Origin of the sequence: Vibrio sp. M60_M70, from assembly GCF_037162085.1 — a bacterium.
Classification (GTDB): Bacteria; Pseudomonadota; Gammaproteobacteria; order Enterobacterales; family Vibrionaceae; genus Vibrio; species Vibrio diabolicus.
Genome location: NZ_JARLUL010000002.1, coordinates 1,812,181 through 1,826,014, shown reverse-complemented (window position 1 = coordinate 1,826,014; position 13,834 = coordinate 1,812,181). Strand labels below are relative to the sequence as shown.

The following is a 13,834-nucleotide window of genomic DNA, read 5'->3' as shown; positions in this document are numbered from 1 at the left end:
GTTCACTCTAGCGAGGAAGAAAAGGGCAGTAAATAGGCGAATCTCCAATTTCATAAAACTTTAATATCCAGAAAATGGCGGATCAATTGAACGATTATTCATCGCAAATTTTCGTAAAACTGCCATTTGATGGTCATGATTTCGTCACAAAGGCTCAGTAGGGTGGTTATCGTCAACTGGTACAGACCAAATGAAAACTTAGCCAAATTAACTGGAGAAAATGATGAAAAACCGTTTGATGAAAGGATCGCTGGCTGCACTTGTCTCTCTGCTAGCTACGAATGCAATGGCAGCACAGGAAGTCACGGTTTACACCGCTTTCGAAACTGACATTCTTGCTAAATACAAGTCTGCGTTTGAGAAAGATAACCCAGATATCAAGATTAAGTGGGTTCGCGATTCAACCGGTATCATGACGGCGAAATTGCTGGCAGAAAAGAACAACCCTCAAGCGGAAGTGGTTTGGGGTCTGGCTGGCTCGTCAATGGCACTGCTTAAAGATGAAGGTCTTCTTAAGCCTTACACACCAAAAGGTTTGGAAGAGCTGCACGCGAACCTAAACGACCCTCAATCAAACCAAGCTTGGTTCGGTAACGATGCGTTCTTTAACGCAGTGTGTTTCAACGAAGCGGTAGCGAAACAACTTAACCTACCGAAACCAACGTCTTGGGAAGACCTAACGAAGCCGGTTTACAAAGGTCACATTGCAATGCCGAACCCAGCGTCTTCAGGCACTGGCTACATGCAGGTTTCTGCTTGGCTACAAAACATGGGTGAAGATCAGGCATGGAACTACATGCGTGACTTAGACAAAAACATTGCACACTACACGCACTCTGGCTCTAAGCCATGTGTTCAAGCGGGTATGGGTGAAGTGGCTATCGGTATTTCAATGGCAAGCCGCGGTGCGAAGCTGAAAACACAAGGTGCACCACTTGCGGTTATCACACCTAAAGGTATCGGCTGGGAATCAGAAGCCGTTGGCCTAGTAAAAGAGTCTGATGCCGCGAAGCGTGTTGTCGACTGGTCAATCTCTAAAGCGGCAAACGAGCTTTACGTAGAAATGTACCCAGTGGTTGCACATAAAGAAGTGAAAGCGACCGTATCTAACTTCCCGAACGTTCAAGAGAACATGGCGAAGATGGACTTCGCGCAAATGGGCAGCAAGCGTGCAGAGATTCTAGCGGCATGGTCTGAGAAATTTGACGCGAAATCAGAGCCAAAGTCTTAATTGAATTTGCTTTGAGTTGAATACTGAAATCCACCTCGGTTGAGGTGGATTTTTGGTTTTCTCTGTTATTTCAGAGTTTGTTGAAAGTAGATTCCTAGTCTCACCTAGGTTTGCTGGAATGACGGACTTAAGAAAGTTGGGAGCTTCTATTCGTATTCACAGCATCACTCTCGAGAGTAATAAAGGAGTGAGTCGGGAATCTCTAATTACCACTTAAACAAACCTCATCGCCCTTCATCTATTTGTCATCTTCTGGCTATAAATTTGTCATTGGAACGTAACACTCCAAAACTAAATTTGGTATATACCATTTGGAGCGTGTGTTATGTCAACTAACCAACATTACCTAAATATCGAAAATGTAGTGAAGCAATTCGGACAGTTCACTGCATTAAAGAAAATCTCGCTAGCGATTGAAAAGGGCGAGTTTGTTTGTTTTCTTGGTCCTTCTGGCTGCGGTAAAACCACTCTGTTACGTGCCATTGCAGGTTTAGACTTGCCAACGTCTGGTGCGATTTTTCAAAACGGTCAAGAGACCACATTCCTGCCACCAGAGAAGCGCGATTTCGGCATTGTATTCCAATCTTATGCGCTGTTTCCGAACCTAACTGTGCAAGAGAATATTGCGGTGGGTTTGAAGAACCAAGGCATGTCAACCAAAGAAGCGCTAGAGAAAGTAGATTACTGGTTAGAAACCATTGGTCTTCCAACCTCTGGTGAGAAATTCCCTAACCAACTTTCTGGTGGTCAACAGCAGCGTGTAGCACTTGCTCGCGCATTGGCGTTGTCTCCGGGTCTACTGCTACTGGATGAGCCGCTGTCAGCACTGGATGCAAAAGTACGTGTTCACTTACGTGACGAGATTTGTAAGTTGCAACGCAAACTTGGCATCACCACCATCATGGTTACGCACGATCAGGACGAAGCGTTATCGATGGCGGATCGTATTGTGGTGATGAACCATGGTGTGATTGAGCAAGTCGGCACACCTCAAGAGATCTACCAACAACCAGCTACGCGCTTTGTTGCTGAGTTTGTCGGCAGCATGAACTTTATTGAAACCTCAGTCGCAACGGACTCCCAAGTACGAATTGCAGAAACCCTGATGCCAGCGCCAAGCTTGACCAATCGAAAGATCCAACGTGGTGACCGCTTCGACCTTGCGGTGCGTCCTGAAAGCATCAAGTTCGTTGAAAACTACACCAACTCTTTACCAGTGCGAGTGACGGCTACCGAGTTTTTGGGGGCGTTTTTCCGCATTGATTGCGTATTGCAAAACGACAGCTCAACGAAAACCATCGTCGTGGATGTGCCTGTGGAAACGGTTCAAAAACTAAATATCAAGGCGGGCGATGTACGTTACATCCAGTTTGCTGAAGAAGGGCTGCATGGTTACGCCGTGCCCTCGGTTGATAAAGCGCTAGCAGCGTAGGTGTAAACATGGATGCGAAGACAATGACGATGAATAGCCTGACCACACAAGACAAAGCAAAATCCTTACTCGGACGTGTTAGCCGCGACAACCTTGTGTTGTTTGGTTTGCTCGCTGGCTTGTCGACCATGATGGTGCTGTTCATCTTAATGCCGCTTTGGGCAATGTTGACCAAGAGTGTGCAAAATGCCAATGGCGAATTTGTCGGTCTGGCAAACTTTGCGACGTACTTTTCTTCTTCAAGCTTGTGGGTGTCGGTAGGCAACACCTTCACTTTGGGCGTGATAGTGACCTCGGTAGTGGGTGTGCTTGCATTTGGCTATGCCTACGCGCTGACTCGTTCATGTATGCCATTTAAAGGTTTGTTTCAAATCCTAGGTACTGCGCCGATTCTCGCGCCTTCGTTGCTACCAGCGATCAGTTTGATCTTCCTTTTCGGGAATCAAGGAATTGCCAAAGAGATGTTGTTAGGAAACTCTATTTACGGCGTGATTGGTATCTCGATGGGTTTGATTTTCTGGACCTTCCCTCATGCATTGATGATTTTAACTACTTCGCTGCGCACTTCTGATGCCCGCTTGTATGAAGCAGCCCGCGCACTGAAGACCTCACCAATAAAAACCTTCTTTATGGTGACGTTACCTGCGGCGAAATACGGTTTGATCAGTACGCTTATCGTCGTCTTTACACTGGTTATCACGGACTTTGGTGTGCCGAAAGTGATTGGGGGCAGCTACAACGTTTTGGCGACTGACATCTTCAAACAAGTTGTGGGACAGCAAAACTTTGCCATGGGTGCGGTGACCAGCATTATGCTTCTATTCCCTGCGGTAATGGCATTTGGTGCAGACCGCTGGGTACAGAAAAAGCAAAAGAGCTTATTTGACACTCGCTCGGTACCTTATCAGCCAGAACCTAACAAAGCGCGCGACAGCATTTGTTTGGTTTACTGCAGCATCATTTCTATTGCAGTGTTGGCAGTGCTTGGTATGGCGGTGTATGGCTCGTTAGTTACGTTCTGGCCTTGGAACAAAGCGTTGACGTTAAACAACTACAACTTTGCCGAAATGAGCACTTACGGTTGGAGCCCATTCTTCAACTCACTAACACTGGCAGGTTGGACGGCAGTGATCGGTACAGCCATTATCTTTGTCGGTGCTTACTGCATTGAGAAAGGGCGTGCGTTTGGTCCAATTCGTCAGGTGATGCAAATGCTCAGCGTGGTGCCAATGGCGGTTCCTGGTATGGTGCTTGGCTTGGGTTACATCTTTTACTTCAACGATGCGAACAATCCTTTGAATGTGCTTTATGGCACCATGGCATTCTTGGTGATTAACACGGTAGTGCATTACTACACGGTGGGTCACATGACCGCCCTGACAGCGCTAAAGCAGTTACCATCGGAGATTGAAGCCACTGCGGCATCGGTGAAGCTTCCTCAATACAAGTTGTTCTTTAAAGTGACATTGCCTGTGTGTTTACCTGCGATTTTGGACATTGCGACTTACTTGTTTGTTAATGCATTGACCACCACTTCTGCGGTAGTATTCCTTTACTCAACCGATACGATTCCGGCTTCGGTCTCGATTCTGAATATGGACGATGCAGGTCAAACTGGCGCTGCAGCGGCAATGGCGGTGATGATCATGATGGCTGCCGCAATTGCGAAGATTGTTCAGATGACTTTGGGTAAATTGTTAGAGAATCGCACACAAGCTTGGCGCAAAAGATAAGGACACTTCGTGCAATACGTAAAAATTAAAGATTCGATTGTTGAACAGATTGAAGCGGGCATGCTATCGCCGCGTCAAAAACTGCCAGCAGAGCGTAAGTTGGCGGAGTCGTTCGATACTACACGCGTCACTCTGCGTGAAGCTTTATCACTGCTAGAAGCGGAAGGTCGAATCTATCGCGAAGATCGCCGAGGTTGGTTTATCTCACCTGAGCCATTGCGTTACGATCCAACCCAAACGCTAAACTTCCCGAACATGGCGAAAGCGCAAAATCGTGTGCCAAAAACGGAGTTGGTCGCAGCAAAAGGGACGTTGGCAAACAAACAAGCGGCGCGCTTGCTGGACTTGCAACCTTTCTCGGATGTGTATCGAGTCGACCGTGTGCGATACCTTGAAGACAGACCTGTGGTATTCGTAACAAACTACATTCGTCCAGAGCTGTTTCCGAACCTGCTGGATTACGATTTATCAAATTCACTGACGGACATTTACCGCGATCATTATGGCGTGACGTATCAAAAGATTCGCTACCGCATTTCAACCAGCACTTTGTTGGGTGAAATGGCTCAGGCACTGCGTGCGACAGCCGGTACGCCAGCGATGGTGGTGGAGCGCATCAACTATAACCAGCACGGTGAGTTGATTGATTGCGATATCGAGTATTGGCGACACGATGCCATCAGCATTGAGTCTGTCGCAGAGCTGAATTAATCTCTGTTTGCTGGGCATCTGTCTAGTTGGCGGCGAGCAATTTATATCTCAAATTCAAAGGCTCCATATTGGGGCCTTTGTTGTACCCAAGCACCTTGAGGGTATCTAAATATCATAAACAGGAAAACGGAATGGATCTCTTGGCAATAGCACTCGTTGTATTGTCTGCGGTTATGCATGCTGGCTGGAATATTCTTGGTAAAAGCAATGCTGGTTCAGGGCTCGCGTTTACGATGGCGGCAAGTTTATCTGCTTGCCTTCTGCTCACGCCTTATCTTATTTGGTATCTCTTTAACATTGGCTGGACGACGTTGCCCAGCGTGTTTTGGGGAATGCTGTTTATCAGTGGTTTATCTCAAATCGTCTATTTGGTTGGTTTGATCGTGGCCTACAAGCACGCCGATGTGGGAGTGATTTATCCGATTGCGAGAGCACTTCCTGTAATGATGGTGGGCGCACTCACCGTCGCCTTAGGTTATGAGTTGAATGCTCAGCAGTGGTTGGGTTTCCTGCTTATTACTTTAGGTTGTGTCCTAGTTCCAGTGACCAGTTTTCGTCAAATTACCCTTGGGGAGTATCTAAATGTGGGTGTGTTTTGGGCGTTGATTGCAGCGTTTGGCACGACGGGTTATTCCGTTGTGGACAAGCAAGCACTGAATCTGCTAACTCAACAAACATCGACCATTCTTAACGACCACTATAGCGCGATCTTTTATCTAGGCGTGCAGTTTTGGGTTATGGGAGTACCGGTTTTATTGTGGTGTATTGTTTCGGGGAGTCAGCAAGAACTACAAACCGCTTGGATGATTCGCAAAAGTGCGAGCATGGCTGGCATCATGATGGCATCAACCTACGGCTTGGTGCTGTTTGCGATGACTATGACTGATAACGTCAGCCTTGTTGTGGCTTTGCGACAAATCAGCATTGTATTTGGTTTATTAATGGGCGTGTGGTTGTTGGCTGAAAAATGGTATTTCACGCGAGGCGTCGGGGTGCTGTTGATCCTGAGCGGAATCATTATGTCATTGATCTCTGCTTGAGGTATAAGGCACCGATGTCGATTCGGTGCCTTGGCACAGCTAAATTTTTAAAATCGCAATTGTGCACCAAACATCACACCGCCAGAATCAAAATCGCTATTCTTGGCGTAGTTGTACTCTAAGTTCAAACCAAAGTGTTTATAGGCCCAAGCGACACCAGCAGCGGCTTCTCCGCCAAGACTAGACTCGTCATATTCTTTATTCTGACCATTGTTTTTAAGCGTGTAACTTAACGTGTAGTAAGTGATACCGCCTTTCCCGTAAAGCTCAAAGCCAGCTCCCAGAGGGTAACTTGCGTAACCGCTGAGTCGAGGCCCGCCATAACTGACATCGGTGATTTCTGTTAAGGGACTGATAAGTACGGAGCCAATGCCGTTAAATGCGCCCTTATAGCCGGCTTCAATACCAAAGTTGTGATCGAACATGTAACGGTAATATACATCACCAAGGAACATGTCACCTTCATCATGGCTATTGTTCACATCGTAACTAACATTGCCGTAGCCTAAATTTGCACCAACAACATGTTGGGTTGGTTGTGCATGAGCCGTTAAGGAAAGTGCGGACAGTAAGCATGCAACGGCGTACTTGTAAGACATAAAAACTCCGAATCATAAAATGAAAAACAAAGCGTCATGTGCTGCGTTGGGTTAACGTAGCCTTGTCATGAACTCCGCTTTGGTATTGTCTAACCATTCGTAACGACGTCGATACATCGAACGCTTAGAACGCGACATGCCTTCGATATCACGACGTGGGGCATTCACATCGAGTGAGTAGAAATGACGGTTGTATTCGGTGCCGCCCAACTCTTGCCAGAGTGCATCGTAATCCGTTTTGATTCGTCCTTTACTGTAGCGTCGTGCAGCATAAGTATGGGATTGTGTTTTTACCGCTAGAATCGTATTCACTTCCCAAATTTGCGCGAGTAAAGTGAGCAAACTCACCATCAAGCTTTTTGGTCTTTGCCCGTAAAGCTTACGGGTTAACTTTTTAATTTTCGCGTTGTTCTCTTCACTGCTGCGTGGCCCTTGCAAGCCGCCAATCATAATGCTGCGTCCAGATTCTATGTGGCCGAGAGTAAATGAGAGTGTATAGAAGTTGCCATCCTCCGCGCTGTGTAGCACTAGGCTCATGTCGCCTTCTTTTTGGTAACGCGCTTCGTACACCAATCGCACAGAGTACAATGTCTCGTCGATTTCAAATGATGTTAATGTTAAGCCAGTCGAATCGGTATAGATCTCTTCAATGGTCTGTTTAGAAAACAGCTCTGAAATGGTTTTGTAGTGATCAACCACTAGGTTTGAACGATCGAACGCTGAGTTATTTTTGATGATGTAGGGACGAAACGGTTTTTCTAAAAATCGGTGCGTACGTGCACAAAGCATCTCTAGCAATGACGATTCAATATTATCTGACAGGTGCTTAAACGCTCGTTTGTAGTAAAGTGCGCGCAAGATGAACTTAGCTCTGTAGGTCCAAATTGGCTTATAGACATCAGCATAATCATCTGAGTAAATTGATTTGCTATGGTAAAAAATGGATTTGTTCGCGGTCATTTTCACTCCAGATTAACGTGTGCTCAACAGCCACAATTAAGAACCGACGGACGAGCAGCGAAGAACCCGAAAAAGGGGGAAATGCAAAGCACTACTAAAAGGGGAGGTTTTGCTGTGCCCGACGTTTATATAAGGTTTTGAACACTGTTCTTTTGTTGGGATTCTAAGAGAAAATTGACCTTAGGTATTGTATGGGTTGGTAAGGAAATGTCAGTTTGGAAGCCACTTTGAACGTTGTGATTACGAGGTAGAAAAATGCTCGTGTTGGCAGAGTATGATGCCGTGTTGCTAAGTTAAAGTGAAATGAGTTGAACAAGAATTGAACGTTATTTGAAATTATTTTGACGTGTTTCTGGTCTTTATACGTACCTTATAAATATCGAGCCAATTTAGGCCCGGTATAAAGGTAAGTAAGGAGAGGTTTATGAAACGCTTAATGACTTTAGCAAGTATGATTGCTCTGACTGCTGCACCTTCTGTTGTTTTTGCTGGTGGCTATCAGTGGACAAACGATACCGAAACGATCCACGGTGATGTTATGGATAGCAAACAAGCGGCTTATGAAATGGGTCGTGACATGATTCAGAACTATCAAAGCAAATCACCAGGTCAGCTTCGTGACGAGTTTACAAGCCTTACAGAGTATGTTGATCGCCAGTCGTTTTCTATCACTGACTCAAAAGTCATGGTGAATGAGTTCTTGCAAAGTGACGGGCAAGTTGTATACCAGCCTATTCTCAATGTTCAATACGAGTACCGCATGCGTGAAACCGGTAAATACTAACCAGTAAGACGGTCTCGATTTTCCGATAATTTATATCCTTGCTGTTTGTTTTGGGAGCGCTGCTCCCCATTTTTGTATTCATTGATAGCGGAAACTTCCACTCTCTCAGCGCAACATTTGCTATCGCTCAGCGTTAGATATTCTTGCTCGTTGATTGTGCTCATCGTTTGTAAAGTGTTTACAGAAACGATGCAACGCACTAACAAGGATATCCGATGACACACAGTTCATACTGGTTCAAACAGGCCATTGAAGCTGAACAGCCAGAAACGCCGCAACCATTACATCAAAATATTGATACCGATGTTGCTATTGTCGGTGGTGGCTACACCGGACTTTGGACAGCGATTATGATTAAGCAGCAATCTCCTGAAAAACAGGTGGTTGTTATCGAAAAGGGCTTGTGTGGCAGTGGGGCATCTGGCGCGAATGGCGGCTGTATACTGACATGGTCTACCAAGTTCCCGACGTTAAAACGGTTATTCGGTGAAGAACATGCTGTTTGGTTGGTAAAAGAGTCGGAACAAGTGGTGTTGGAGATTGACGCATTTTGCAAGCAACATGGGATTGATGCACAGCTATCACTCAACGGTGTTTATTATACGGCGACAAACCGAGCGCAAGCTGGAGGAATGCAACCAGTTGTCGACGAGTTACAACGGCTAGATGTGAACAGTTGGCGTCGTTGCTCGGTGGAGGAACTGTGTGCTAATGCGGGTTCACCTCGCCATATTGAAGGCTACCACTCTCCGGTTGCTGCTAACGTACAACCCGCCTTACTTGCGCGAGGGTTACGCCGTATTGCTATTGATCTGGGTGTAGAAGTTTATGAGAACACGCCAATGACGCGTCTAGATTATGGAAAACCTGCCACCGTCTGTACACCTAAAGGAAACATTCAAGCGCAGCAGGTGGTGTTGGCATTAAATGCATGGATGGTGGAGCAGTTTAAACAGTTCAAAAACAGTATCGTGGTGGTCTCTTCCGACATGGTGATCACCAAGCCGCTTGGTGATACTTTGTCTCAATCTGGCTGGCAAGCGGGTTCGAGTGTGTTGGACTCACGCATCTTCGTACATTATTACCGAGATACGCCAGATGGCCGTTTGATGCTAGGCAAAGGCGGTAATCAGTTCTCTTTCAACAACCAAGTTGACGCGATGTTTAACAAGCCGACGCGTTATCAAACTCTACTAAAAAAATCATTCGACAACCTTTTTCCTCGCTTAAAAGGGGCTGAATTTGAGTACTCTTGGACTGGCGGTTCGGATCGTTCCGCAACTGGGTTTCCTTTTTTGGCCAATTGGATAAGCAAAGCAATGTCTTTTACGGGTTTGGTTATTCAGGTAACGGCGTTGCCCAAACTCGAATGGGTGGAAAAATTTTATCGTCGTTGGTGTTAGGGCTAGATAACGAGTGGACGCGAAGTGGTTTAGCGCAAGGACCGCTTGGGTATTTTCCATCAGAACCAATACGTTGGCTGGGAGCAATGATGGTACGAAATGCTGTTCGCCGAAAAGAGGAAGCGGAAGATAATGAGAAACATCCGTTTGTTTGGGATAAATGGCTAGCGAAACTCGCAGGACCAGCAGGCAAAGCGGATAAGCTCGACTAAACTGAAAACTTTAGCCACAAACGAGACAGTTTGCAGTGAAAGTCATTGGGGGGCAATGTACCCTTGTGTTAGCCTCTGTCTTTCAAGCTCAGATTTAAAAGGTGAGTAATATAATGAAAGTATTCAGCAACTTCGATAGCGGCAGCATTCACGTAGTGAAAGCGGACGACAAAAATGACATCCAACTTAAAATCCCTAATGACAATATGTCGGAATTCTACCAGTGGTTCCATTTCCGTCTAGAAACCGAAGCCGAGCAGTCGCACACGATCAAACTGCTTGATTTGGCTAAGTCGGCTTATCCAGAAGGGTGGCAAGGTTATGATGTCGTAGCGTCTTACGACCGTGAAGAATGGTTCCGTATACCAGCAGAGTTCGATGGTGACACGCTGACTTTCACTGTTATCCCTGAGCGTAGCTCAATTTACTTCGCGTACTTTGCGCCTTACACATACGATCGTCATTTAGATCTGTTACACATGGCACAAAGCGCGCACCACTGCCAACTAGAAACACTAGGCCACACATTAGACGGCAATGACATGAGCTTGCTAACGTTTGGTGAGCCAGAAGAAGGCAAAAAGAAAATCTGGATGATTGCACGCCAACATCCGGGTGAAACCATGGCTGAATGGTTCATGGAAGGTATGATCCAACGTCTACTGGACGAAAATGACACGGTTGCGCGTGCATTACTGGAAAAAGCAGTGCTTTACGTGGTACCAAACATGAACCCAGACGGTGGTATTCGTGGTCACTTACGTACGAACGCGGTAGGCGTGAACTTGAACCGTGAATGGCAAACTCCGTCTATGGAGAAAAGTCCAGAAGTCTACCTTGTGCGTCAACGTATGCTGGAAACGGGTGTTGACATGTTTTTAGATATCCATGGTGATGAAGCAATTCCTTACAACTTCGTCGCTGGCTCAGAAGGTATTCCTTCTTACGATGAAAATCTTGCCACTTTAGAGGCATCATTTAAGCAAGCGTTACTGACTATTACACCTGAGTTCCAAGATGAGATTGGTTATGATAAAGATGAGCCGGGTAAAGCGAATTTGACGGTAGGCTCAAACTGGGTCGCGGAGCAGTTCAAATGCCTGTCGTACACGATCGAGATGCCATTTAAAGACAACAACAATCACCCAGATCCGCTTTATGGTTGGTCACCAGAACGCAGTGTATTATTTGGGCAAGATGTCTTAGCTGCAACGCTTACCGTGGCGGATAAAATCTAGTTCGATAAGTTCACGTCTGTTCATTATTTCGAAAACAGCTCATTTTAAATGAGCTGTTTTTTTATGCCTTCGATATCTATTCTCTCCTGTAAAAATTTGTTGCCATTCACAGGCTTAAATGTCGATTCTTAAATTTGAGAAAATGGGTTTTTATGGTGATTTGCGTCACAGAAAACTGGCTATTTTGTGATATTCTCCGCAACGAATTGACTATGGCTAAACCAACGCAACGAGACTTTATTTCTCGGTTGGGTATGCGGATGAAGCTCATGAATAGATGGTCTTGAGGTTATCTTTCTCCGTTTTACGTCATTGGCGTTTGAATATCATTTTTTGATTCTTTCCTACGCTATTTAGCTATTTCTGTTCGAAGAAAAGAGAAAGTTACGGCTTCATATTTTACGGCAGTATGCTGCCTCGATGTGTTGCTTTGTGTACAAGAAAAAGGAAAAGAATAATGAAAAAAATCGCTATAGCAGTGGCTACTGTACTTGCTGGTGGTGTGATCTCAAACGTTGCACTTGCTGACACTTACATGGGCGGTAAAGTAGGTTACAACTCTCTAAATGATGCGTGTTACCTAAACGAACCTTGTGACGACGACAGTTTTGCAGCATCTATGCACCTGGGCTACAGCTTCAACGAGTACGTTGCAGCAGAGTACGGTGTTGATTACCTTGGTGACTTCACTGCAAACTTCAAAAAGCCGGGCCTAAACACCGTTGACGGTGATCTTTGGGCGTTGACTCTTGCTCCTAAATTCAACCTACCGCTAACGGATTCTTGGAATCTATTCGCGAAAGTTGGTGCTGCATACATGATGGCGGGTGACGAAAAAGATTTCGTACCAACAGGCTCTCTAGGTGCTGAGTACAAAATCAACTACAACTGGAGCCTACGTGCTGAATACCAACGTTACCAAGATATGTCTGATGACGTGATTGAAGATATGGATTCAGATTTCTTCGGTATTGGTTTTAACTACAAGTTCGGCTCTGAGCCAGTAGTTCAAGAAGAAGTGGTTGAGGAAGTAGTAGAAACACGCCCTGCAACACGTATTGTTGAGCATGTTTACCCTGCTCAAACAACAGCGACAGTACAATTCGACCTAGAAAGTGCAGAAGTGAAAGATGCATCGACCCTTTCTGGTACCGTTGATCTGATGAACACTTACCCACAAGCTCAAGTTGAGATCACGGGTTACAGTGATACGACGGGTTCTGCTGCGTACAACCAGCAACTTACAGAAAAACGCGCTAAAGCCGTTGCTGACGAGTTCCAAGCAAAAGGTATTGCGGCTGAGCGTATGACAGTGAAAGGCATGGGTGAAGCTAACCCAGTAGCAAGCAACGAAACACGTCAAGGTCGTCAAATGAACCGTCGTGTTGAAGTAGTTGTCCCTGCGTTTGAATACCAAACCACTGAGAAAGCAGAATAATTCCTGCTTAAGAGACAGTTCCAAAAGCCAGCGTGTATCACGCTGGCTTTTTTGATCCCGCTTAACAAACTCAGCACTTTCATCAATTTGTCATCACCAGTTCATACCATGGCTACTGAGTATTTGGGAGAGTGTTATGCAAAGTTTACCGCCGCTTAATTTGCTCTGAGCGTTTGAAGCCACGGCGCGATTACAGAGCTTCACTAAAGCCGCAGAGGAGCTAAATGTGACCCGTGCGGCCGTCAGTCAGCAGGTGAAATCGCTAGAACTGCAGTTAAATGCAACATTATTCGAGCGCAAGGGTACGCGCCTTACGCTGACCAGCTCAGCAAAAGAATACTGGCCTGTGGTTAACCATGTGCTTCAAACCTTATCAACCTCGACCCATCATTTATTTACTCGCCCACAGAACAAGCAAATTACCTTACATGTCGCCCACAGTTTTTGCTCGCAATGGCTAATGCCAAGGCTGGCCGATTTTCAGCGTCAATTTCCAGATGTTTCCTTTAAGATCTCGACAACCGCGAATACGGTTCCAAACGCCAGTGCGATCGCAGATATAGAAATTATTAACGGAGATGGCGGTTGGCAAGAGCAACAAGCTATTCAGCTTACCCAAGAAAACTGGATCGTTGTAGCAAGCCCCGGCTTTATTCAGTTAAATCCGATTGATGACCTCACGAAGTTGTCTCAAACACCTAAAATCTGCACCGGCGGTTATCATGAATCTTGGCCGGTGTGGTTTGCGTACCAAGGTTATCAAGGCAAGGTGAGCAAAGTTATAGCCGAATTTGAACATTCACTGCTTGCTATTCAAGCTGCAACCAATCAACTTGGTGTCTTGCTGGTGAGAGACTTTCTTGTTGAGGATGAGTTGCAACAAGGGATATTAGTACAAATCGGAGATTGGCGTATGCCCAGCTCCGGCGCACACTATATGATGGTTAGAGCATCAGAAAAGTCACACGTAAACACCTTTGCCCAATGGTTAATACAAAGCCTTTGATGTTTTACGGTCTATTTTACAGCGGTACTTATTCTTGCGATTTACCT

General features: G+C 45.7%; 10 protein-coding genes and 2 pseudogenes. 10 read left to right on the top strand and 2 right to left on the bottom strand.

Annotated elements, in window-relative coordinates:
- Positions 1–220 precede the first annotated feature (220 nt).
- The 5 genes from P4S59_RS23875 to P4S59_RS23855 all read left to right on the top strand — a co-directional run bounded on the left by P4S59_RS23875 (position 221) and on the right by P4S59_RS23855 (position 6,147).
- Positions 221–1,231, top strand: coding sequence for a putative 2-aminoethylphosphonate ABC transporter substrate-binding protein (locus P4S59_RS23875; protein WP_005384363.1), 1,011 nt, complete (start codon positions 221–223; stop codon positions 1,229–1,231).
- Positions 1,232–1,556: 325 nt separating this feature from the next.
- Positions 1,557–2,663, top strand: coding sequence for a putative 2-aminoethylphosphonate ABC transporter ATP-binding protein (locus P4S59_RS23870; protein WP_005432488.1), 1,107 nt, complete (start codon positions 1,557–1,559; stop codon positions 2,661–2,663).
- Positions 2,664–2,671: 8 nt separating this feature from the next.
- The gene (locus P4S59_RS23865; protein WP_005442364.1) at positions 2,672–4,396 is read left to right on the top strand and encodes a putative 2-aminoethylphosphonate ABC transporter permease subunit; all 1,725 of its coding nucleotides are present in this window, start codon (positions 2,672–2,674) and stop codon (positions 4,394–4,396) included.
- 9 nt (positions 4,397–4,405) lie between these two features.
- Positions 4,406–5,107, top strand: coding sequence for a phosphonate utilization transcriptional regulator PhnR (gene phnR / locus P4S59_RS23860; RefSeq protein ID WP_301571250.1), 702 nt, complete (start codon positions 4,406–4,408; stop codon positions 5,105–5,107).
- A gap of 131 nt (positions 5,108–5,238) precedes the next feature.
- Positions 5,239–6,147 carry an EamA family transporter gene (locus P4S59_RS23855; protein ID WP_337169181.1) on the top strand — a complete coding sequence of 303 codons (909 nt, stop codon included), beginning with the start codon at positions 5,239–5,241 and terminating at the stop codon, positions 6,145–6,147.
- A gap of 47 nt (positions 6,148–6,194) precedes the next feature.
- On the opposite strand, the gene P4S59_RS23850 is transcribed toward P4S59_RS23855, so the two are convergent.
- Both P4S59_RS23850 and P4S59_RS23845 read right to left on the bottom strand, forming a co-directional pair.
- Positions 6,195–6,746, bottom strand: a complete 552-nt coding sequence (locus P4S59_RS23850; RefSeq protein ID WP_047008000.1) for a porin family protein — start codon at positions 6,744–6,746, stop codon at positions 6,195–6,197.
- Positions 6,747–6,797: 51 nt separating this feature from the next.
- Entirely contained in the window at positions 6,798–7,706 is a 909-nt protein-coding gene (locus P4S59_RS23845) for a VirK/YbjX family protein (RefSeq protein ID WP_046873855.1), read from the bottom strand.
- 424 nt (positions 7,707–8,130) lie between these two features.
- On the opposite strand from P4S59_RS23845, the gene P4S59_RS23840 reads away from it, so the two are divergent.
- From P4S59_RS23840 to P4S59_RS23820, 5 genes and pseudogenes are all read left to right on the top strand, one after another.
- Positions 8,131–8,490 (top strand): DUF3316 domain-containing protein, encoded by a 360-nt coding sequence (locus P4S59_RS23840; RefSeq protein WP_005395335.1) that lies wholly within the window; start codon positions 8,131–8,133, stop codon positions 8,488–8,490.
- Positions 8,491–8,705: 215 nt separating this feature from the next.
- Positions 8,706–10,105, top strand: a pseudogene (locus tag P4S59_RS23835) (FAD-dependent oxidoreductase).
- A 113-nt stretch (positions 10,106–10,218) separates the two neighbouring features.
- Positions 10,219–11,343, top strand: a complete 1,125-nt coding sequence (locus P4S59_RS23830) for a M14 family metallopeptidase (RefSeq protein ID WP_046873853.1) — start codon at positions 10,219–10,221, stop codon at positions 11,341–11,343.
- 457 nt (positions 11,344–11,800) lie between these two features.
- Positions 11,801–12,781, top strand: coding sequence for an OmpA family protein (locus P4S59_RS23825; RefSeq protein ID WP_005395330.1), 981 nt, complete (start codon positions 11,801–11,803; stop codon positions 12,779–12,781).
- A 136-nt stretch (positions 12,782–12,917) separates the two neighbouring features.
- Positions 12,918–13,787 (top strand): annotated as a pseudogene (locus P4S59_RS23820) (LysR substrate-binding domain-containing protein).
- The last annotated feature ends 47 nt before the right edge of the window (positions 13,788–13,834 follow it).

Bases quoted from the DNA above. Each gene is read 5' to 3' on its own strand.
- P4S59_RS23875 (WP_005384363.1), top strand. From the start codon at position 221: ATGATGAAAAACCGTTTGATGAAAGGATCGCTGGCTGCACTTGTCTCT.
- P4S59_RS23830 (WP_046873853.1), top strand. From the start codon at position 10,219: ATGAAAGTATTCAGCAACTTCGATAGCGGCAGCATTCACGTAGTGAAA.
- P4S59_RS23855 (WP_337169181.1), top strand. From the start codon at position 5,239: ATGGATCTCTTGGCAATAGCACTCGTTGTATTGTCTGCGGTTATGCAT.
- P4S59_RS23865 (WP_005442364.1), top strand. From the start codon at position 2,672: ATGGATGCGAAGACAATGACGATGAATAGCCTGACCACACAAGACAAA.
- P4S59_RS23850 (WP_047008000.1), bottom strand. From the start codon at position 6,746: ATGTCTTACAAGTACGCCGTTGCATGCTTACTGTCCGCACTTTCCTTA.
- P4S59_RS23825 (WP_005395330.1), top strand. From the start codon at position 11,801: ATGAAAAAAATCGCTATAGCAGTGGCTACTGTACTTGCTGGTGGTGTG.
- P4S59_RS23840 (WP_005395335.1), top strand. From the start codon at position 8,131: ATGAAACGCTTAATGACTTTAGCAAGTATGATTGCTCTGACTGCTGCA.
- P4S59_RS23870 (WP_005432488.1), top strand. From the start codon at position 1,557: ATGTCAACTAACCAACATTACCTAAATATCGAAAATGTAGTGAAGCAA.
- P4S59_RS23845 (WP_046873855.1), bottom strand. From the start codon at position 7,706: ATGACCGCGAACAAATCCATTTTTTACCATAGCAAATCAATTTACTCA.